15 protein-coding genes are annotated in these 22121 nt (G+C 66.5%); 8 read left to right on the forward strand and 7 right to left on the reverse strand.

From position 1 onward, the window contains the following. Window positions 1-186 precede the first annotated feature (186 nt). The gene (locus tag BMY71_RS12955; protein WP_011501428.1) at window positions 187-867 is read right to left on the reverse strand and encodes a Crp/Fnr family transcriptional regulator; all 681 of its coding nucleotides are present in this window, start codon (window positions 865-867) and stop codon (window positions 187-189) included. A 273-nt stretch (window positions 868-1140) separates the two neighbouring features. Between BMY71_RS12955 and BMY71_RS12960 the strand changes: the two genes are divergently transcribed. The 3 genes from BMY71_RS12960 to BMY71_RS12970 all read left to right on the forward strand — a co-directional run bounded on the left by BMY71_RS12960 (window position 1141) and on the right by BMY71_RS12970 (window position 6885). Beyond that, entirely contained in the window at window positions 1141-3090 is a 1950-nt protein-coding gene (locus BMY71_RS12960; RefSeq protein ID WP_092684235.1) for an AsmA family protein, read from the forward strand. A gap of 253 nt (window positions 3091-3343) precedes the next feature. Continuing rightward, complete coding sequence (locus tag BMY71_RS12965; protein WP_092684237.1) at window positions 3344-5812, forward strand: adenylate/guanylate cyclase domain-containing protein; 2469 nt, start codon at window positions 3344-3346, stop codon at window positions 5810-5812. Window positions 5813-5961: 149 nt separating this feature from the next. Next, window positions 5962-6885 (forward strand): efflux RND transporter periplasmic adaptor subunit, encoded by a 924-nt coding sequence (locus BMY71_RS12970; RefSeq protein ID WP_092684239.1) that lies wholly within the window; start codon window positions 5962-5964, stop codon window positions 6883-6885. Between the two features lie 216 nt (window positions 6886-7101). On the opposite strand, the gene BMY71_RS12975 is transcribed toward BMY71_RS12970, so the two are convergent. From BMY71_RS12975 to BMY71_RS12985, 3 genes are all read right to left on the reverse strand, one after another. Further along, the gene (locus BMY71_RS12975; RefSeq protein WP_011501424.1) at window positions 7102-7356 is read right to left on the reverse strand and encodes a superinfection immunity protein; all 255 of its coding nucleotides are present in this window, start codon (window positions 7354-7356) and stop codon (window positions 7102-7104) included. Between the two features lie 289 nt (window positions 7357-7645). Further along, window positions 7646-9283, reverse strand: coding sequence for a lysine--tRNA ligase (locus tag BMY71_RS12980; RefSeq protein WP_092684583.1), 1638 nt, complete (start codon window positions 9281-9283; stop codon window positions 7646-7648). 41 nt (window positions 9284-9324) lie between these two features. Then, on the reverse strand, window positions 9325-10239 hold the full coding sequence (locus BMY71_RS12985) for a transporter substrate-binding domain-containing protein (protein ID WP_011501422.1): 915 nt from the start codon (window positions 10237-10239) through the stop codon (window positions 9325-9327). A gap of 76 nt (window positions 10240-10315) precedes the next feature. On the opposite strand from BMY71_RS12985, the gene BMY71_RS12990 reads away from it, so the two are divergent. After that, window positions 10316-12376, forward strand: coding sequence for a glycosyltransferase (locus BMY71_RS12990; protein WP_092684241.1), 2061 nt, complete (start codon window positions 10316-10318; stop codon window positions 12374-12376). Here the strand turns inward: BMY71_RS12990 and BMY71_RS12995 are convergent. Further along, window positions 12321-12920: an SCO family protein gene (locus BMY71_RS12995; RefSeq protein WP_011501420.1), complete on the reverse strand. Its 600-nt coding sequence runs from the start codon at window positions 12918-12920 to the stop codon at window positions 12321-12323. The two genes, BMY71_RS12990 and BMY71_RS12995, sit on opposite strands and share 56 nt — an antisense overlap. 161 nt (window positions 12921-13081) lie before the next feature. After that, a complete protein-coding gene (locus BMY71_RS13000; RefSeq protein WP_092684243.1) occupies window positions 13082-13540 on the reverse strand; it encodes a hypothetical protein in 459 nt (152 codons plus the stop codon). A gap of 633 nt (window positions 13541-14173) precedes the next feature. Between BMY71_RS13000 and BMY71_RS13005 the strand changes: the two genes are divergently transcribed. The 3 genes from BMY71_RS13005 to BMY71_RS13015 all read left to right on the forward strand — a co-directional run bounded on the left by BMY71_RS13005 (window position 14174) and on the right by BMY71_RS13015 (window position 19653). Further along, window positions 14174-16144, forward strand: coding sequence for a methyl-accepting chemotaxis protein (locus BMY71_RS13005; protein WP_092684245.1), 1971 nt, complete (start codon window positions 14174-14176; stop codon window positions 16142-16144). Between the two features lie 869 nt (window positions 16145-17013). Beyond that, on the forward strand, window positions 17014-18984 hold the full coding sequence (locus tag BMY71_RS13010; RefSeq protein WP_092684247.1) for a methyl-accepting chemotaxis protein: 1971 nt from the start codon (window positions 17014-17016) through the stop codon (window positions 18982-18984). A gap of 297 nt (window positions 18985-19281) precedes the next feature. Beyond that, window positions 19282-19653: a hypothetical protein gene (locus tag BMY71_RS13015; RefSeq protein WP_092684249.1), complete on the forward strand. Its 372-nt coding sequence runs from the start codon at window positions 19282-19284 to the stop codon at window positions 19651-19653. 98 nt (window positions 19654-19751) lie between these two features. On the opposite strand, the gene BMY71_RS13020 is transcribed toward BMY71_RS13015, so the two are convergent. Next, on the reverse strand, window positions 19752-20915 hold the full coding sequence (locus BMY71_RS13020) for an NADH:flavin oxidoreductase/NADH oxidase (protein ID WP_092684251.1): 1164 nt from the start codon (window positions 20913-20915) through the stop codon (window positions 19752-19754). Between the two features lie 186 nt (window positions 20916-21101). Here BMY71_RS13020 and BMY71_RS13025 point away from each other — a divergent pair, with 186 nt between their 5' ends. Continuing rightward, window positions 21102-22100, forward strand: coding sequence for a Bug family tripartite tricarboxylate transporter substrate binding protein (locus tag BMY71_RS13025; RefSeq protein WP_011501413.1), 999 nt, complete (start codon window positions 21102-21104; stop codon window positions 22098-22100). Window positions 22101-22121 lie beyond the last annotated feature (21 nt).

Below are 22121 nucleotides of genomic sequence, written 5' to 3' on the forward strand. Positions count from 1 at the left end.
ATCGGAGGAGACCCGCCCTGCCTTCACATCCGCGCCTGACGCTGCCGCGTCCATCGCCTCCCGCCCCGCGGATCGTGACGATCGCGAAACGCCCCTCTCATCGGGGCGGGATGCAATGGGTATATGATCCTATAGGATTTTTGTCAAGAGGTCGCCGCCAGATTTCATGGTGGCCGACCGCGTCCCTCACCGCTCCTGATTGCGGGCGACAGCCGTGAGGCGACCCATGTTCTTGAGCATGATGCGGCCGCGGTGCAGATCGAGGATGCCGTCCTTGCGCCAGCTCTGGAGCTGGCGGTTGACGCTCTCGCGCGCGGCGCCGACGAACACGCCGAGTTGCTCCTGCGAGATGTGCACCTCCGCGCCGAAATCGGCCGCCAGTGCGCACAGCCGACGCGCCAGTCGCACCGGCAGCGGCTGCAGCACCGACTCCTCCATCCGCTCGCTCATCCAGCGTATTCGCTGACACAGCAGCGCAATCAGCTTGACCGCGACGGTCGGCTCGCGTTCGAGATGGCCAAGGAAGTCCTCACGCCGCAGCACGAACAATTCGGTCGGCTCTCCGGCGGTGGCGTCGGCGGTGCGGCTCTGGCCGTCGAGAACCGCGACTTCGCCGAACAGATCGCCGGGGCCGAGGAAATTGAGAGTCAGCCGACTACCATCAGACGCGCCGGTCTCGATCCGGATCTGGCCGCGTCGAACGCCGAACAGCGCACCGCCCTCGTCGCCCTTCTGGAACAGCATCTCGCCGGCATTGAGCTGTTGGGTGTGGCACAGCCCGGCGATCCGCTGCAGTTCCTCGGAACCGAGATCGGCGAACAACGGATTCATCTTCAGGATCACCGCGAACTCTGCCTGCGTACTCATCGCGATGATTGCCCCCTGTTTGGCATTGACCCCTTTCTTAGCCGCGCCAAACTCGCAATGGTTCAAACGAAATGTGCCGCGAGTCACAGATCTCTGCAGCTCTTTTGCAGTACTTTGCCGAGCCCGCTGTTCTGTCCGAGGCTCGCCGCCGGCTCCAAATTGCGATTTGATCGGACCTGATCCGGTCATACAAACCGGTTCTGGGTCTGAACCCGCGATGCGCCGCTGCGCGGCGGCTCATGCGCCCGTGCCGATTGCGCCTGGAAAGTCGACATGAAGCCCACCAAGATCGCCGGCATCCTGATTGCGGTGCTGATCGCCGCAGCGGCGCTGCTGCTCACCATTGGAATTCCGTCGGGCGCCGTGACCTCGGCGATCCAGTCGCGCGTCGAGCGCGACACCGGCTACCGGATCGCGATCGCCGGCGCGAGCAAAGTGAGCCTGTTTCCGGGCTTCGCCGTCACGCTGAACGACGTCACCGTGCAGAACCCGAACGATCGCAATCCCGACAGCCGTTTCACGATCGGCAACGTCCGCGCCGAACTGGCGCTCGGCAGCGTGATCGCGGGCAAGCCGCACGTCACCGAACTGACGCTGACAAAGCCGGAACTTCGCGTCCCGCTGATCCGCGACCGCAACAATGCGCCGGCCGGCTCCTCATCCGGCGGCAGCGGCAAGACGATCGACGCCGCGATCGATCGCATCACGATCAAGGACGGCGTCGTCGTGATGGCGAATGCGGCCGATCGCGTCGAGGACCGGATCGACCGCATCAACGCCGAGATCACCATCGATCCGGAGCGCCGCATCCATGCGATCGGCGGTGCGCAGCTCGCGGGCAAGCCGGCCAAATTCGAGATCAAGGCGGCGCCGCCGGCGGCGGATGCGCAGCCTGTGCCGGTGGATTTCAAGCTCGACGCGCCCGACCTGCTGAGCTGGCCGCTCGCCGCCAAGGCGGAGGTTCGGCTGCGCGGCGCGCTGCTGCAGATCAACGGCCTGTCCGGCACGCTCGGCGACGGCGCCTTCAACGGCTGGGCTTCGGCCGATCTCGCCGGCAAACCGCGGCTCAAGCTCGACCTCGATTTCCAGCGGCTCGACCTCGGCAACCCGCGCAAGCCCACCGCGCCCGGCGCGCCCTGGAGCGATGCGCGATTCGATCTGTCGGGGCTGAACTATGTCGACGCCGAGATCCGGTTGTCGGCGGCCGAGCTCAACCTCGGCGCGGCGCATTTCGCTCCCGCGTCGATCGACGCCAAGCTCGTGAGCGGCGCGGTCACCGCGCAGTTTGCGCAGATCGGCGTCTATGGCGGCGAGGCGGAGGGGCAGCTCGGCATCGACGCGTCGCAGCGCACGCCGACGTTCAGCCTGCGCGGCGATCTCAACGGCGTCCGGGCGCTGCCACTGCTCAGCGGCTTGGCCGAGTTCGACAAGATCGACGGCAAGATGCAGGCGAAGCTGGCGCTACGCGCCAGCGGCGACAGCGCACGCGCCATCCTGTCGACGATCGCCGGCACCGCCTTCGTCAACGTCCGCGACGGCGAAATCCGCGGGCTCAACGTCGCCCGGATGATCCGCAATCTGACCACCACGACGCTGTCCGGCTGGCAGGAGAACGGCGCCGAGGTCACCGACCTGGCCCAGCTCGGCGCCTCGTTCCGGATCGAGCAGGGCAAGGCCGCGACAGCCGATCTCACGCTCGCCGGCCCGCTGGTGCGGATGACCGGCGCAGGCACGATCGATCTCGGCGCCAAGACGCTGTCACTCAAGGTCGAGCCGAAGCTGGTGCTGACCACGCAGGGCCAGAGCGCGGCGGGACAGGCGCCACAGAACGGCGCGGCCGCCGAGCCGGTCGGCCTCGGCATTCCGGTGGTGATCGAGGGGCCGTGGGCCTCGCCGCGGATATTCCCCGACGCCGCCGGCATCCTCGACAATCCCGATGCCGCCTATGGGCGACTGAGGGAGATGGGCAAGGGCTTGTTCGGCGCGCTCGGCGGCGGCGGCGCGGCCGGCAGCCCGGGCGCGGACAACCCGCTCGGCGGGGCGCTCGGCGAGAGCATCGGCCGGCTGATCCAGCAGGGCCTCCAGAGCGGCGCGGCCGCACCCTCCCGCGGCGCGCAGCCGGCCCAGCCGCCCGCGCAGCAACCCGGCGCGGCGCCCGCGCCCGACCGGCCGGATAGCGACGCGGCCATGAACGCGATCATGAAGCAATTATTCGGCCGCTAATTCGAGCATGATGCCGTCAGAAACCCGGCGTCCAGTTTTCGGGATCATGCGCGATGAGCCGACCCGACCGGCGCCGAGTCCAGCTGCGTCCGTCGGTTCCGAGCGGCCGGCCGTCCCGCCTTCCCTGCTTTCTGTGATAAGAACGGGCTTGGTCCCGCGCGGCCGGCCGCTGTCCGGCGGATGTCTGCGGCGGGGCCGCGCTTGTCACCATCGGCTCCCGCAGCGCGCCTCGGCGCGGCTGCAAAGGATTAGTATGCCCGGCGTCACGACCATCACCCGAGTGCGGCGGCGCGGCCTGTTCGCCAAATACGTGACGTCGCTGGTCGGCCTGGTGGTGTTCGTGCTTGCGGTCAACGGCGCGCTGGAAATCTGGTTCAGTTATCGCCAGACCCGCACCGCCCTGATCGGCGCGATGGCGGAGAAGGCCGAGGCGACGGCGCGGCGGATCGAGCAGGCGATGACCGACCTCGAACGCCAGATCAGCCGGGTGACCCGCGCCAGCGTGCCGACGCTGGAGCAGCGCCGCGCCGACTACACCCTGTTGATGCAGCAGGCGCCGGCGATCAGCCAGCTCGTCCTGATCGACGGCCAGGGCCGCGAAGCGCTGCGGCTGACCCGCGCGACGGGGGCGACCGGCGCCGAGGATGTCGCGCACGATCAGCAACTCGCCCAGACCGCCGACAAGGGCGTGTCGTTCGGCGGCGTCTCGTTTCGCAACCGGCGGCCCTTCCTGAAGATCGCGGTGGCGCATTCCGGGCGCGAGCCGGCGGCGACCGTGGCCGAGATCGATCTGCAGTTTCTGTCCGTCCTGGTCGGCGACGCCCAGACCGGCAAGGTCGGCGCCGCCGTTGTGATCGACCCCCAGGGCCGATTGCTGGCGAGTTCGCGCGAGGCCGACACGCTCGGCGACGACGTCGCCGGCCTGCGTCAGGTCGCGGCGCTGCTCCGGACGCCGCCGCAGGCGGTGTCGTCGGGGCAGGACGGCGACGGCGAACCCGTGCTGGTGGCGTCGCGGCAGGTCGCGCGGCTCGGCTGGTTCGTGCTGTTCGAGCAGCCGCGCAGCCAGGCCTTCGCGTCGATCGGCGATCTGCTGCTGCGGATCGCCGGCCTGATCGCGCTCGGCCTGATCGTCGCGATCGTCGCCAGCATGATCCTGGCGCGGCGGATGCTGGTGCCGATCGACGCGTTGCGGGCCGGCGCCAGCCGGCTCGGTGACGGCGATTTCGGCCAACGCATCGAGGTCCGCACCGGCGACGAGCTGGAGGACCTGTCCGATCAGTTCAACAACATGGCCGGGCAGTTGCAGGAGACCTATGCGGGGCTCGAGAGCAAGGTCGAGGAGCGCACCCGCGATCTCGAGCAATCGATCAATGAGTTGAAAGCGCTCGAGGAGGTCGGCCGCGCCGTCGCCTCCTCGCTCGATCTCGACGCGGTGCTGCCGACCGTGGCGGCGCGCGCGCTCGAGATCACCCGCGCCGACGCGGTGCTGATCTTCAGCTACGACCCGATGCGGCGGCGGTTCGATCTCGCCGAGGCCAAGGGCATCGACGCGCCGGCCGGCGGCGCCGCGGCCTATGCGTCGATCGACGCCGACGACAGCGTGCTCGGCGACGCGGCGAATTCGGGCCAGCCGATCGCAGTCCCCGATCTGTCCGCCGCGCCGGACCATCCCTTGAAGGAGCTGGCGCTGGCGGCCGGCTTCGCCTCGGTGCTGGTGGTGCCGCTGCTCGATCAGCACGGCGCGCTCGGCGCGCTGGTGGTGCTGCGGCGGAGCGCCGGCGACTTCCCGGACAATCTGATCGGGCTGATGCGGACCTTCGCGCATCAGTCGGAACTGGCGATGCGCAACGCCCGGCTGTTCCACGAGGTCGATCAGAAGGGCCGCGAACTCGCCAGCGCCCACGACACCGTGCAGCAACAGGCGGCCAAGCTGCAGGAGCAGACCGATCAGCTCAAGAACTGGAATCGCTCGCTCGAGGACCGCGTCGAGAAACAGCTCGGCGAGATCGAGCGGATTCGCCGGCTGGAGCGTTTTCTGGCGCCGCAGGTGGCGCAACTGATCGCCGCCTCCGACGGCCATGATGCGCTGCTCGACAGCCATCGCCGCGAAGTCACCGTGGTGTTCTGCGACCTGCGCGGCTTTACCGCCTTCACCGAAGCCTCCGAGCCCGAAGAAGCCATGAAGGTGCTGCGCGAGTATCACGCGGCGATCGGCGAACTGGTATTTCGCTACGAGGGCACGCTCGACCGTTTTGCGGGCGACGGCGTCATGGTGCTGTTCAACGCGCCGATCGCGCTGCCGGATCATACCAGGCGCGCGGTGAAGATGGCGGTGGAAATGCGCGACGCGCTCGATGCGCTGACGGACAAATGGCGTCACCGCGGCCACAGCCTCGGCTTCGGCATCGGCATCGCGCTCGGCTACGCCACGATCGGTCAGGTCGGCTTCGAGAAGCGGCTGGAATACGCCGCGATCGGCAGCGTCACCAACCTCGCCTCGCGGCTGTGCGCGGAGGCGGCGCCGGGACAGATCGTCGTGAGCCAGCGCGCCTATGGGACGGTCGAGAACTGCGCCGAGGCGCGGCCGATCGAGCCGTTGACGCTGAAGGGCTTCAGCCACCCGATACCGGCTGTGGAAATTCTGCTGTGGCGTGAAACCTCGGACGTCGATGCAGATACCAATGACACGCGAGCCGCAGCAAGCGCCGGCCGCGCCTCGTGATCGGCGTTCCGCCGAATTCACGACAGCCCCACAAGGCGACGGCGCTTGGCGCAATTGCCGCGCTTGACTACACTCGCGGGAGCGCCTGACGCGACGAGCGGTCGGGGCGGCGCTGCAGGACGACGCGCAACGGGACAGAGGATGCCACGATGAGCCACGATGTCGCGACCGGCCATTCCCGCAGATTGTTCAGGCGCGGCGCGAGCCTGTTGGCGCTCGGCGCGATCTGCGCGACCGCGCTGCCTGCGCGCGCCGCCGACGAGGCTAACGCCGACGCCGTCAAGGGACAGGCGGTCACGGTGCTGAAGGCGACCAAGTCGTGTTTCCCGGCGATCGTCGAAGTCTCCGGCTTCCTGATCCCGCGCGATGAAGTCTCGGTCCGTCCCGACCGCCCCGGCGCCAAGGTGACCGAAGTGACGGTCGATGCCGGCGAGATCGTCGCGCAGGGCCAGACGCTGGCGAGGCTCGCCGGGCCCGAGGGCGGCTCCACCACGATCCAGGCGCCGGTCGCCGGCCTCGTCTCCAGCTCGACCGCGGTGATCGGAGCGCCGGCCTCGGCCAAGGGGGACGCGCTGTTCACCATCATCGCGCGCGGCGAATTCGATCTGGTCGGCCAGGTGCCGACCCGCAATCTGGCGCAGCTCGCGACCAACCAATCCGCCGCGGTCAAGATCGTCGGCGTGCCCGACGAGATCACCGGCCGGGTGCGGCGCGTGTCGGCGACCGTCGAGCCGAACAGCCAGCTCGGCAACGTGTTTGTCGGAATCAGCTCGACCAAGCGGCTGCTGTCCAACGCGTCCGGCCGTGCGATGATCAAGACCGGCGAGAGCTGCGGCATCTCGGTGCCGCTGACCGCCGTGCTCTACAGCTCCGCGGGCACCGTCGTGCAGGTGGTGCGTCGCCAGACGGTCGAGACCAAGCGCGTCGAAATCGGGCTGATGAACGGCGGCAATGTCGAGATCCGCGAGGGCCTGCAGGAGGGCGACGTTGTGGTCGCCCGCGCCGGCGCGCTGCTACGCGAGGGCGATACGGTGCGGCCGGTGATCGCCGCGGCGCAATCGACCGAGCAATAGCCGGCGGCGTCAGCCGCCAAGCGACCGGGAGACATCGAACATAGACATCGAACAGCTTGATGACATCGATCCGGCCGACACGCCGCGGACTTGAGGCTTCGGTTCCGATTGAATCAGAACCGAAGCTCCAGTCTGATGTTTTGACGCATTTTCTTGACGCGAACCGGTATCCACTTCGCTCGAAAACGCGATCGGTGCGGCATGTCTGCCGCGTCGCTATGCGGCGAGGGCCACTGGCTGGCTCGGCGCGTGCTCACGATCGGCGAAGATCGCGTAGTACAGGCAATAGGCCCAGCCGATTCCGGTCCAACCCGCCAGCAGGTTGCCGAAATATAGCGGCCATTTGTATTCCACGTTTCGGATGAATCCGATCGTCATCGGACTGCAGTACAGCACCGCAGCCACGAGATAGAGCGCCCAGACGATCGCCGGCATGTTGGCGTCGTAGGGCAATCCGCTGAAAGTAAACATGTGAGTCCTCCGCGTTATGGCAGGTGGGCACCGCCTTTCCCCCTTGGACCGCTACGGTCGCACGGACTGCTCATGAGCTGAGGGATATCGTTGCATGAAGTCTGCGGAGGACGCAGCGCAACAAACTTTGTTCTGGATCAATTGGTGCAGCGCGACTAACCGCGGCAATTCAACGCGGATACTAACTCACCACCAAGATCGAGCGTGATAACAGGTATCAGCGCGCCGTTCACGACTCATATCGTGAATAGCGCGCCGACTCGGGTGAGCTACATTGATCTATTCGCAGCTACGCGCTGCGCGCCAGCGCGCCGTCGATCATCGCAACCGCATTGGCGAGGCCGTAGACCGCGACGAACGAGCCGAAGCGCGGGCCTTTTTCCTGGCCGAGCAGCACCTGGTACAACATATTGAACCAGTCGAGTGAAACGCCCGGCTTGCCGTCCTTCGCCGCCTTCTTGTGATCAAGGAACGGCTCGCGTCGACCGATCTCGTAGACCACGTCCTGGATCGCTTCCGCGGTGGACTCCGGCGCGAGCTGCGACAGCGCATCGCGCAGGTCCTGCAACGCCGCACGCTCGGCGTCGGTCGGATCGCGGAACACCTTGGTCGGCGCCACGAAGTCGCGATAGTAATTGATCGCGTAGCCGACCATCGCGTCCAGCTTCGGATGCGTCTGCGGCGTCACGCCCGGCCGATAGCGACCGATGAAGCCCCACAGCGTCTCGGCATTCTCGGCGTTCGACGACGACACCAGCGTCAGCAGCAGCTGGAACGTCACCGGCATGTCGATCTTCGGCGGCTGACCCGAATGGATGTGCCAGACCGGATTGGCGAGCTGCTGCTTGGCATCCTGTCGCGCAAAGCCGTCGAGGAACTGCTGGTAGTCGTCGACATTGCGCGGGATCACGTCGAAATACAGCCGCTTCGCCGCCTTCGGCTCGCGGTACATGAACAGCGCCAGCGATTCCGGCGAAGCGTAGCGCAGCCATTCGTCGATGGTGAGCCCGTTGCCCTTCGACTTCGAGATCTTCTGGCCCTTGTCGTCGAGGAACAGCTCGTAGTTGAAGCCCTCCGGCGGCAAGCCGCCGATCGCCTGCGCGATCTTGCCGGAGAGCTTGACGGAATCGATCAGATCCTTGCCGGCCATTTCGTAGTCGACGCCGAGCGCGGTCCAGCGCATCGCCCAGTCCGGCTTCCACTGCAATTTACAATGGCCGCCGGTGACCGGAACGGTGACGCGTTCGGCAGTCTCGGGATCGTCGTACGACACCGTGCCGGCGGCGACGTCGTGATCGACGATCGGCACCTGCAGCACCACGCCGCTGCGCGGACAAACCGGCAGGAACGGCGAGTAGCTCGCGGCGCGCTCCTCGCGCAGGCTCGGCAGCATGATCGCCATCACCTTGTCGAGCCGCTGCAGCATCGTGCGCAGCGTCGCGTCGAACCGGCCGGACTTGTAGTATTCGGTCGCCGAGGCGAATTCGTAGTCGAAGCCGAAGGTGTCGAGGAAGGCCCGCAGCCGCGCATTGTTGTGCGCGCCGAACGACGAGTGGGTGCCGAACGGATCCGGCACGCTGGTCAGCGACTTGCCGAGATGCTGCGCCAGCATCTCCTTGTTCGGTACGTTGTCCGGCACCTTGCGCAGGCCGTCCATGTCGTCGGAAAAGGCGAGCAGCTTGGTCTTGATCTTGTCGTCGGTCAGCACCCGGAAGGCATGGCGCACCATGGTGGTGCGGGCGACCTCGCCGAAGGTGCCGATATGCGGCAGGCCGGACGGACCGTAACCGGTCTCGAACAGCACCTCGTCCTTGGGCTGCTTCTTCAGACGATTGACGATCGCGCGCGCCTGCTCGAACGGCCAGGCGTTGGATTGTTCGGCGAGCGTGCGCAGGTCGGCCGCGCTGGGAAGATCGGTCGTGGTCATCATTGTCTCCAACCGCCGAGAAGGCGGGTCTTGCAAAGCTGTCAGAACGGGCTGACGGAGAAATAGCGCAGCCAGAGATCGGTGTAGCGGCCTTTTTCCCAAACCCGAAACAGCGCCCAGTTCAACGACTGGCGCAGCAGGTCGTTGCCTCTGCGGACCGCGATGCCGACGCCCTCGCCGAAATAGCGGCTCTCGGTGAATGGACCGCCCGAAAAGGCGCAGCAATTCTCGGAATCGGTGCCGTTGATCCAGAACGCCAGCGAGATCGAATCGCCGAAGATGAAATCGACCTCGCCGCGCTTCACGGCGGCCCGGAGCGCCTCGTCGTTCGGGTAGGAATGCAGCTCGGCGTCGGTGAACATCGCCTTGAGATAGGCCTCATGCGCCGAGCCTGCGATCGCGCCGACCTTCTTGCCCTCGAGATATTCCGGGCGGATCTCAGGCATCACCGCATCCTTGCGGGCGGCGAAGCGGCCGGGGGCGCGGTAGTACGAATCGGTGAAGTCGACCTTGCCGCGGGTCTGCGGCGTCACCGCCAGCGAGGCGATGATGGCGTCGCCGCGATTGCTCGCCAGCGCGTCGAGCAGCGTCTCGAACCGTCGCATCTGCACGGTGCAGGTGACCTTGATCTCCTCGCACAGGGCGCGCGCCAGATCGACGTTGAAGCCGGCCGGATTGCCGTCGGCGCCGGTGAAGTTGAACGGCGGATAGTCGGTCTCGGTGAGGAACCGGATCACGGTGAGACGAGACAGATCCGGCCGCTCCGGCCGCCGTCGCGGATCCCAGAAGCCCGGCACCGCATGAGCCGTCGCAGCCGCGGCGGCCTTCGCTTCCGCCTCGGTCTCGGCCGCGCGCGCATCATGCGTCAACGGCAACAGGGCGCAGAAGATCGCCAGCGCCAAAGCGCGCAAGACGGCCGATCGGCCGTTGAAGAATGACTCAATCCATGGTTGCATTGTCAGGGGTTCCGCACCGGCGGTCTTATAGACCATCCGGCGCGAGACGCGAGTGCCGTTTGCGTAGGGGCGTTGCATGGCGGTCGGCGGCCGCGGCGGACACAGCGATGCGTTGGGGCGGCGACGCAGCGAAGATCGGGGATCTTCGTCATGGTCGGCACGGCCGGGCTTTCTCGCATTCTGGCGGACGCCGCACGCCTGCGCGGACGGGGCAAGGCATCGCGTCCACGACGCTGCGACCGAGCTGGACTGTTTGCGCGGGGTGCTTGCGCCGGCACTGTTGCGGGCCGCCGAATGCCGCGCGCGCGAACTGGACGTCGGGGCGGAGCGTGTCCTGATCCAGTGGGGGATGATCGACGAGGAGGCCTACCTTCGCCGCCTCGCTTTTCATCTCGATCTTCCGCTGGCTGATCTGTCGACCGCCGACCGCGCCGACTGCCCATCTTCGGATCGCCAGGTTGCGGCAGCGGCGGAAACCGGACTCATTCCATTGCGGCAGGACGGCGAACTGGTCTGGGTGCTGGCGCCGACGATCCGGCACACGGCGCGAACGCTGTGCCGGGTGCTCGACCGGCTTCCGAACCTGCGCGGGCGGCTGCGGCTGACCTCGGCCGCCGCGCTGCAGCGATTTCTGATGCAGCAGGGCCGCGACGCGATCGCCGGCGCAGCGACCTGCGATCTGCAGCAGAGATTTGCGGCGATGTCGGCGGCGCCGGGGCACGCCGCGGGTCCCATGTGGCGGCAGCGGCTGCGCCGCTTCGCAGGCCTGCTCGGATTGGCGATGCCGGCGATGATCGCGCCCGGTCTCGTCGCGAACCTGTTGGCGGTGTGGTTCATGGGGTTCGCGGCGCTGCGGCTGACGGCGTGCTTCTGGCCGCGCGCGGCGCAGCGGCCGCGGCGGCGGCGGCCCGACGCGACGCTGCCGATCTATACCGTGGTGGCGGCGCTGCATCGGGAGGAACGCTCGGTCGCAGGGCTGGTCGCGGCGATCGAGGCGCTGGACTATCCGCTCGAGAAGCTCGACGTCATCCTCGTCATCGAACCCAACGATCTCGCCACCCGCGCGGCGATCGCCCGGCTCGGACCGCGGCCCCATCTGCGTGTCCTGATCGCGCCGCCGGTGGCGCCCCAGACCAAACCGAAGGCGCTGAACTGCGCGCTGGCGTTCGCGCGCGGCAGCTTCATCGCGGTGTACGACGCCGAGGATCAGCCGGAGCCCGGCCAGTTACGCGCCGCGCTCGACACCTTCGACCGCCACGGCGCGACCACCGCCTGCGCGCAGGCCAGCCTGTGCATCGACAACATCACCCATAGCTGGCTTTCGCGCACCTTCGCCGCCGAATATGCCGGGCAGTTCGACCGGTTGCTGCCCGGCCTGTCCGAAATGAATCTGCCGCTGCCGCTCGGCGGCACCTCGAACCACTTCCGCACCGACGTGCTGCGCGCGATCGGCGGCTGGGACCCCTACAACGTCACCGAGGACGCCGATCTCGGCTTCCGGCTGGCGCGGTTCGGCTACCGCTCGGTCAGCTTCGCGTCGACCACCTATGAGGAAGCACCGATTACTTTCGACAATTGGCGGCGGCAGCGCGCGCGCTGGATGAAGGGCTTCATCCAGACCTGGCTGGTGCATATGCGCCATCCGCTGCGGTTGTGGCGCGACATCGGCCCGCGCGGCGTGCTCGCGCTGAATCTGATCGTCGGCGGCAATCTGCTGACCGCGCTCGTCCACCCGCTGTTCCTCGGCATCGCCCTCGCCTCGCTCGCAGGCGCATGGCTCGAGTTGCCGGCCGTGCTGCAGCCGTCGCCGCCATCGCCGCTGCATTGGCTGGCGATCGCGGCCGGCTACGCCTCGACCATCGTGGTCGGCCTGCGCGGCCTCGCCGGACGCGGGCAATTGCGGCTGGGCTTCGTCCTGCTGCTGACGCCGGCCTATTGGATCTGCCTGTCGATCGCGGCCTGGTGCGCGGTGGCGCAGTTTGTCTGGCGGCCTTATTACTGGGAGAAGACCGTCCACGGCGTCGCAAAGCGAGCCAAGGCGCCGTTGCCGGGGGTCGCGGCCGGGCCGGCGATACGCCGAGCTACAAATAGCGTTTCAGATCCGCGGCGGCTTCTTCGGGCTTCCGCTTCATGTTGAACGGCGAGACGAATCTGCCGGACTTGTCCATCAGATAGACCAGCGCGGTGTGGTCCATGGTGTAGTCGGCGTCCTTGGTCGGCACCTTCTTGGCATAGACCCGGTACGCCTTCTCGATCTGGTCGGTGGCTTCGCGCGTGCCGGACAGTCCCTTCAGATGCGGGTCGAAGCTCGACAGATAGTCCTTCATCGCCGCCGGGGTGTCGCGCTCGGGATCGACCGAAACGAAATAGGCGTTGATGCGGTCGGCGTCCTTGCCCAACGCCTGCAGCACCTGCGAGATTTCGAACAGCGCGGTCGGGCAGATGTCCGGGCAATGGGTGAAGCCGAAGAAGATCAGCGTCGGCTTGCCTTTCAGGCTCTGCTCGGTGACGACCTGCCCGTTCTGGTCGGTGAGCTGGAACGGCCCGCCGATCGTCGCCGGCGCCGCGACCTTCTCGAGGCCGCCGAGCAGCCACAGCAGCACCACGAGGCCGACGATCAAGCTGCCGGCGAACGCCGCGATGATCACGATCGGGCGGGTGGGTCGGGCTTCGGCGGCCATTGCAACGTCCTTCCGTCGAACACCGGTCGACGAAGCGAAACGTCCGCGCCCGGCAGGCTCGCGGCAGTCGGCCGCGGTTGCCGCACCCATAGAGTGCGTTGCGGCGGCGGGCAAGCGCCGCGCCGCCCTGCCGGATCACGTCATCCGGAGCGTCGCTTCCGCTATTTTTCGGCCGACGCTTGCGCGTCCATATAGCACGGGCGGTACATCGACATCAGCTGCTTGCCGCGCAGGAAGATCATCTGCCGCGTCAAGCCGCCGCGCCGGGCGATCCAGCGGCGGATCTCCGCCGGATACATCGTGTACAGCATGTGGGTTGCTTCCGGGTTGGTGATCGCCCGGCCGTTGGTGCCCATGTCCCAGGCGGCGTGGAAGCCGAGATTGGCTCGCGAGGTGACGCAGATCTTGTGGTGTGGCACTGCACCAAGCACGATGGTGCAGGCCGAGGCGCACAGCCCGTCGATCACCACGGTCTCGCCCGAGCTGCGCAAGCCCTGATACTTGTCGACGTAGGTTCCGATCCGGCCGCCGCGATCATCGGCGATCCGGACGACGGCGTGCCCCGACGCCACGCCGGCAAGAAGAAGCACAGCCGCAAGCAACCCCGTCAGCAATCTCATGGCCCGCCCCAGTTCGCCCACTCCCAAATCCGACCCATTCCAACCCCGCCTGCTCCCGATCTCGAGCGACGCAGCTGATCCTGGTTCAGGACATCGTCAGCGTGATTTCGGATCGGGTGTTTGTCCAGATCGCAACCCTCGCTCGAATTAGATTCAAATCGAGTGTTGCAGGCGGGATGCACTCGACGCCCATCGCGGTCCCAAACTGAAACAATCCGGCGCCGAGAGGCCGCCGACCGCGTTTCGTCGCGCCGCGGTTCAATCGGTTCCTCCACAAGGAACGCCTGGGCCGACACAGGGGGACGGCGCGACGCCGATGGCGCCGACCACATCGAACCGACCGATCAGGCGATCGCCCTCGCTCCGGACTGCCGCTCGCCCGCAGTCGGGACAATTACGAGGTCTGCAACCTGCCGCGCAGCTTTAAGGCAAGTTTAGAGAAGATAGCTCATTGGCCATTTGTAAACTCATCATCGCCTCGACAACGAAACCAAATAACTAGCGCAGGAACCCGGAAGACAGCCGGTTTCGTCGGCTTCGGATCGTTCGCGCTGCGGAGAAGAACGGACGCGAGCGCGTCACCTCGCGCGACCGTCGCAACGAAATGACGACGTTCAAATTCAGGGAGTCCCGATGCCGTTCCGCCTTCGCCTCAGCCACAAGATCAATTCCATCGCCGCAGTCGGCATCGCCGGCGTTCTCGCCCTCGGCGCATTGTTCGTGCTGGGTAACGCCTCGCAGGACGCGGCGCGGAGCATCGACGAGCAGGCGCGAGACCTCGGCCGCAGCAACGACAGGCTGTTCGTCACCTTTCTCGAGCAACGCCGCACCGAAAAGGACTTCCTGCTGCGCAAGGACGACAAATACATCAAGCAGCATCAACAGCTCAGCACCACTGCGATTCGCTACCTCGACGAACTCGCGCGGCAGAGCCGAGCCTTGGGCCGCACCGACCTTACCGACAGCCTGAAAGCCATCCAGTCCGGCTACAGCGACTACACGCGGCATTTCGCGGCACTGACGGCGGCGCGGATCCGGCTCGGGCTGAAGGAAGATCTGGGCGTCGAGGGCAGCCTACGCAATTCGGTGCGGGCGATCGAAACGGCGCTGAAGAACTTCGACGCGCCGAAGCTGACGATCACCATGCTGATGATGCGGCGGCACGAGAAGGATTTCATGCTGCGAGGCAATCCGACCTACGGCGACGACATGAAGAAGCGCGCCGCGGAGTTTTCGCAGCAACTGGCGGCAGCCGACCTGCCCGAGTCCGCAAAGGCCGAACTCGGCCGGAAGCTCGCGGACTATCAGCGCGACTTCATCGCCTGGATGGAGACCGCGCTTTCGTTCGAACAGGAACAGAAGGCGGCCTCGGCCGCCTTCGCCGCGATCGAACCGGTGATCGGCGAGGTCGCGAAATCTGTCGAACGACTGGTTCAGGAGGCGCAGGACGCCAACACCGTGGCGCGCGAGACCACCACGAAGACTCTCGAGATCGCGATCGCACTGATCATTCTCAGCGTCGGCCTGCTCGGCCTCCTGATCGGCCGTTCGGTGTCCCGTCCGCTGAAGGGCCTGACCTCCGGGCTGAAGGAACTCGGGGCCGGCAATTTCAATGTCGTGCTGCCCGGGCTCGATCGTCACGACGAGATCGGCGACATGGCGCGAGCCGTGGAATCGTTCAAGGTAGTGGCGGAGGAAAAAGCCCGCGCCGAAGCCGAGGCCAAGGCGCAGCAGGACCGCATCGCCTCAGAGCAGCGCAGGCGCGACATGCACAGGCTCGCCGATCATTTCGAGGAAGCCGTCGGCGAGATCGTCGAGACCGTCTCGTCGGCCTCGACCGAGCTGGAAGCATCGGCGACGACGCTGACGTCCACAGCGCAGCGAGCGCAGCAGTTCACCGCGCGCGTCGCGGAGGCGTCGGAGGAGGCCTCGACCAACGTCGAGTCGGTGGCGTCCGCGAGCGAGGAGATGGCGTCGTCGGTCAACGAGATCAGCCGCCAGGTGCAGGAATCCGCGCGGATCGCCAGCGAAGCGGTGACGCAGGCGCAGGAGACCAATGATCGCGTCAGCAATCTGTCGGAGGCCGCGGCGCGGATCGGTGACGTCGTCGATCTGATCAACACCATCGCCTCGCAGACCAACCTGCTGGCGCTGAATGCGACCATCGAGGCGGCGCGCGCCGGCGACGCCGGGCGCGGCTTCGCCGTGGTGGCGAGCGAGGTCAAGGCACTGGCCGAGCAGACCGCGAAGGCGACCGAACAGATCAGCCAGCAGGTCGGCGGCATCCAGTCCGCGACCGGCCAGTCGGTGGCGTCGATCCGCGAGATCAGCGGCACGATCGCGCGGATGTCGGAGATCGCCGCGACGATCGCCTCTGCGGTCGAGGAGCAAGGCGCCGCGACCCAGGAAATCTCGCGCAACGTTCACCAGGCCGCCGCAGGCACGCAGCAGGTCTCGGCCAACATCGTCGAAGTGCAGCGCGGCGCGAGCGAGACCGGTTCGGCGTCTGCGCAGGTGCTGACGGCGGCGCAGTTGCTGGCGCACGACAGCACCCGCCTGAAGGACGAAGTCAGCCAGTTCCTGCGCACGGTTCGCGCGGGTTGATAGACAGCCGGCGATATCTAGCCGGCTGATCGACAGGGGTTGATACATGGCTGACGGCGCCGCGCCGACTGCGCGGCGCGCGGCAGGGCGCCGTTAATGATCTCTGTAAAGGTTGATTCGGCTCCGTCGTTAACGGCGGTACATCCAGGACTGAGGCTGCAAGTAATTTTCATTCGCAGCTGCACAGGATTTTCACATGTCACGCTTCGCCGCCGCCCTGATCGTCGCGCGCGGCCCAATCGGTTCCTCCATAAGGAACGCCGGGCGGACAGATGGAGACGTGACCGCGGCGACGCCGGCGGCGCGGCGCGTCAACCGACGCGGTCCGAACGCGGCATCGGCCGTTCGCCGACCGTGGTCGGGGGCGTTCGCATCGCGCGCACCGGCGTAATCGATCCTCGGGCGTCCGCGGTCGGCGATAGCGCGGGGGGCGGCGACCGTGGCGTGAACGACGTCCCTCGCTCGCAGGCCCTCTCCTCGACGACCGTCAGTTTGCGAGCCGTAACGCCACCTGCGCGAGGGCGAAACTGGTAGTATGACGCCAATGCCGTCGACCGCATCGAACTATCAGCCTCCTATCAAGACCGACTCGCGACTGTTGCTCATCTGCCGCCCGGACAACTACGAGGTCCTGCACGTATTGCGCGCATTTTAAGGCAAACTTAGCGAAGATCGCTCACTACCTGTCTATAAACTGATCGCCGCCCAGATTGCCTTGCCAGTGAAGCAATGGGCAGACGCCAGAATTCGGAAAAACGAACTGTTTATCGCCTTCGGAACGCTTGAATTCCGGAGAAGAGCGCGGCCGCACGCCAGCGCGGCGAACGACCATTGCGACCGATTGATATGTTCAAACTCAGGATGCTCCCATGCCGTTCCGCCTCCGCCTCAGCCACAAGATCAATTCCATCGCCGCCGTCGGCATCGCCGGCGTTCTCGCCCTGGGCGCGCTATTCACGTTCGGCAACGCGTCACAGGACGCAGCGCGGATCGAGGACGAACGTGCAAGGGCGCTCGGTGACAGCAACGCGAAGCTTCAGATCGCGATGCTGGAGCAGCGCCGCGCTGAAAAGAACTTTATGATCCGGAAGGACGAGAGCTACCTCCGCCAGTACCAGGACAACGCCAAGGCGGCGAAGGCAATTCTCGCCGACATGACCCAGCGCGCCGACGCAGCCGGGCAGACGGACCTGAGCGGCAAGATGAAGACCATCCAGGCGGGCTACGAAGACTATGACCGCCATTTCGCGCAACTCGCCGCCGCCCAGATCAAGCTCGGCCTGAAAGAAGATCTCGGGCTGGAGGGCAACATACGCGCTTTGGCGAAAACAATCGAGACCGCGCTCAGCACACTCGACGAACAGAAGCTGATGGTGACGATGTTGATGATACGGCGGCACGAGAAGGACTTCATGCTGCGCGGCAATCCGCAGTACCTCGACGACATGAAGAAGCGCATCGAGGAATTCTCCGCGCAACTCGCCGCCGCCGATCTTCCCACCGCTTCGAAGACCGACATCGGCCGGAAGCTCGCCGTCTATCAACGCGACTTCAAGGGATGGATGGAAACCGGGCAGGTCATGGTCCAGGAGGAAAAAAACCTCGTGTCCCGCTTCCGCGCGATCGAGCCGGTGCTCCAAAGCGTCGGAGCGACTATCAATCAGTCCGCGGAACAGGCGAAGGCTGCAGCCGCCGCGGCGCGCGAGACGACGACGTCGCGGATGCAGATCGCGATCGCGCTGATCATCCTCAGCGTCAGCCTGCTCGGCCTGTTGATCGGCCGTTCGGTGGCGCGCCCGCTGAAAGGCTTGACTTCCGGGCTCAGAGAACTCGGCGCCGGCAATTTCGACGTGGTACTACCCGGCCTCGACCGTCACGACGAGATCGGCGACATGGCGCAGGCGGTGGAATCCTTCAAAGTGATGGCGCAGGACAGGGCCCGTGCCGAGGCCGAGGCCAAGGCTCAGCAGGAACACCTCGCCGCCGAACAGCGCAAGCGCGACATGAACAAGCTGGCGGATCAGTTCGAGGAGGCGGTCGGGGAGATCGTCGAGACCGTCTCGTCCGCCTCGACTGAACTCGAAGCATCGGCGACGACGCTGACCGACACAGCGCAGCACGCGCAGCAGTTCACCACGCTCGTCGCAGCAGCGTCGGAGGAAGCCTCGACCAATGTGGAGTCGGTGGCGTCCGCCAGCGAGGAGATGGCATCGTCGGTCACCGAGATCAGCCGCCAGGTGCAGGAGTCCGCGCGGATTGCCAGCGAAGCGGTGACGCAGGCGCAGGAGACCAACGATCGCGTCAGCCACCTGTCGGAGGCTGCCTCGCGGATCGGCGACGTCGTTGATTTGATCAACACCATCGCCTCCCAGACCAACCTTCTGGCGCTGAATGCGACCATCGAGGCTGCGCGCGCCGGCGACGCCGGGCGCGGCTTCGCTGTGGTGGCGAGCGAGGTCAAGGCGCTGGCTGAGCAGACCGCGAAGGCGACCGAACAGATCAGCCAGCAGGTCGGCGGCATCCAGTCCGCGACCGGCCAGTCGGTGGCGTCGATCCGCGAGATCAGCGGCACGATTGCGCGGATGTCGGAGATCGCCGCGACGATCGCCTCCGCGGTCGAGGAGCAGGGCGCCGCGACCAAGGAAATCTCACGCAACGTTCACCACGCAGCCGCCGGCACCCATGAGGTTTCGGTCAACATCGTCGAAGTGCAGCGCGGCGCGAGCGAGACCGGTTCGGCGTCTGCGCAGGTGCTGACGGCGGCGCATTCGCTGGCCCACGACAGCGCACGCCTGAAGGACGAAGTCAGCCGCTTCCTGCGCACGGTGCGCGCCAGTTGATAGACAGCCGGCTGATAACTATAGCGTTTTCGAGCGAAGTGGATACCGGTTCGCGTCAAGAGAGCGCGTCAGAACATCAAGTTCGAGCTTCGGTTCTGATTGTATCAGAACCGAAGCTCTGGCGGGCTGATCGACAGTGGTTGATACATGGCTGACGGCGCCGCGCGGACTGCGCGGCGCCGTCAGGGCGCCGTTAATGATCTCTGTAAAGGTTGATTCGGCTCCGTCGTTGACGGGCGCGGATGTGAAACTGATGATGCCTGTGAGTTTTAATTCGCAGCCGCACAGGATTTTCACATGTCACGCTTCGCCGCCGCCCTGATCGTTTCCGCCGCAGCCGTTGCGCTGCCGACCGCTGCGTCCGCCGGCTGTTATGGCTGCTACACGCCGCCGCCCTGTCAGACCTGCTATCAGCCGCAATACGTTGCGCCGCAGTATCAGACCGTACAGGAAACCGTGCTGGTGGAACCGGGCCGCGTCATCGCGCGCCGCACGCCGGCGCAGTACCGCACCGTGATGGTACCGAAGACGGTCATGGTGGAGCCGGAAGGCGTCGCCTATGAGCGGGTCCCGCCGCAATACGCGGTGCGCGAGCGCGTCGAGATGGTGGCGCCGGCGCGGGTGTACTACGCGCCGGTGCGCCCGCGCTGCGGCGGCTGCGGCTGGTAAGTCTGCAAACCATCTGACAGATCGTCATGGCCGGCTTGTCCCCGCCATGACGATTGAGAGACAGCATCCGAATCGCGAGCGCCGACCCTGGCGGCGGCTCAATTCCGCCGGAACGGCAGTTTCCAGCCTTCGAGCTTGCGCAGGCCGGATTCGCGGCGCTCCAGCCACCAGCCATATTGCTTAGGCCAGTCGGCGAACGTCTCCTTCTCTTCGGTGAGTTCGAGCTGGGCGTGCAGCGTCCAGTTCGGATCGAACAACGCCTCGCGGCCGATCGCGACCAGATCGGCCTGGCCCCGCTCGACGATCGACTCCGCCTGGTCCGGATGCAGGATCAGGCCGACCGCGATGGTCGGAATCTCGGCCTCCTTGCGAATGGTCTCGGCGAACGGAACCTGGAAGCCGTAGCCGCGCGGGATCCCCGCCGCGGTGGCGGAGCCGAGCAGCCCGCCCGACGAACAATCGATCAGATCGACGCCGCGCGCCTTGGCTTCCCGCGCGAACACCACCGAGTCGGCGAGTTCGATGCCGCCGTCGACGCCGTCGACCGACGAGATCCGCACCGCCAACGGCAGCGTGTCGGGCCAGACCGCACGGACGGTCTCGATCACCTGCAGCGGAAACCGCATCCGACCGGTACGATTGCCGCCGTAAGCGTCGGTTCGTTTGTTGGACAAGGGCGACAGGAACGAGTGCAGCAGATAGCCGTGGGCGCAATGCACCTCGAGCATCTCGAACCCGGCCTCGACCGCGCGCAGCGTCGCGGCGCGCCACGCATCGAGCAATTCGCCAAATTCGTCTTCCGACAATTCCTGCGGAGTCAGCCAGCCTTCCTCCATCGGAATCGGGCTCGGGGCGACGATCGGCCAAGGCAGATCGCCACGCGTCTGATCCTCCGGAGTGAGCGCGGCGTTGCCGTACCATGGCCGCTGCATACTGGCCTTGCGGCCGGCATGGGCGAGCTGGATCGCCGGCACCGCGCCATTGTCGCGCAGGAAGGCGGCGATCCGCTCCAGCGGCTTGATCTGGCCGTCGTGCCAGAGCCCAACGTCGCCATGGGTGATGCGGCCGTTCGCGGTTACCGCGGTCGCTTCCACCATCACGATGCCGGCGCCGCCCTGCGCGAACTTGCCGAGATGGACGAGGTGCCAGTCGTTGACCACGCCATCGACCGCCGAATACTGGCACATCGGCGAGATCAGGACGCGGTTCCTGGCGGTGATGCCGCGCAAGGTGATCGGGCGGAACAACGGCGGCTGCGACATCGGACACTCCACAACTTCGAGCGATTGACCGGTATAGCCGTATCAGGGTCTGCACTGCGGCGGCGGCAGCGTCAATCCGGGCGCTTCGCCGCGGCTGGAGGCCCGTCGAACATGCTGGTTCGGCGCCGCGTCGCCAATGGCTTGCCGTGACTGTGACATCCGGCGCTTTTGGACTATCGTCGAAGGATGATCTCAATCCGCCGACGACGCTTTGTCCGTCTGGCCGCCACGGTGGCCGCACTCGCGCTCCTGACCGCGCCGCAGCCGGTCGTTCGCGCCGCCGCCGAGGGTCTGTATCCGACCCGCCCGGTGCGCATCGTCGTGCCGTTTGCCGCCGGCGGCGTCGCCGACATCACGGCTCGGCTGGTCGCCGACCGGCTCGGCGTCAAGCTCGGCAGCCGCTTCTTCGTCGAGAACCAGCCCGGCGCCGGCGGTATCGTCGCGGCGCGCAGCGTGATCCAGGCGCCGCCCGATGGCTACACCTTGGCGCTGCTGTCGAACGGCACTGCGATCAGCGTCTCGCTGTTCAAGAAACTGCCGTTCGATCCGGTCAAGGAGTTCACGCCGATCTCGACGCTCGGCTTCTTCGACTTCCTGTTCGTTGTTCGCGCCGACGCGCCGTTCAAGACGATGGACGATTTCATCAAGGCGGCGAAGCAGAGTCCCGGCCGCTTCAATGTCGGCACCATCAATCTCGGCAGCACGCAGAATCTCGCGGCGGGTGTGTTCAGGACTGCGGCGGGCATCGATTTCGTCGTCATTCCGCATCGCGGCGCGCCGGACCTGCAAATCTCGCTGCTGCAGGGCAATCTCGATCTGGCGATCGACAGCTATTCGGCGCTGAAGGGCAACCTCGCCGACGGAAAGATCCGCGCGCTGGCGGCGTCGGGGCCGCTGCGCTCGAAGATCACGCCGGACGTCCCGACGCTGCGCGAGGACGGGCTGGAAGTGAGCATCGAATCCTGGAACGCGCTGTTTGCGCCGGCCGGCACGCCGCCGGCGGTGATCAGCACGCTGAACAGCGCGCTACAGGACATCCTCGCCGATCCGGCGCTGAAGAAGCAACTGCTCGAACTCGGCGTCGAGGTGCGCGGCGGCACGCCGGACCAGCTCGCCGCGCGGCTGCGCTCGGATATCGAAAAATGGCAGGCCGTGATCGAGGCATCCGGGATCGAGAAACAATAGTGGCCCGTCCGGGCAAGGCGA

The organism is Rhodopseudomonas pseudopalustris (assembly GCF_900110435.1).
GTDB lineage: Bacteria > Pseudomonadota > Alphaproteobacteria > Rhizobiales > Xanthobacteraceae > Rhodopseudomonas > Rhodopseudomonas pseudopalustris.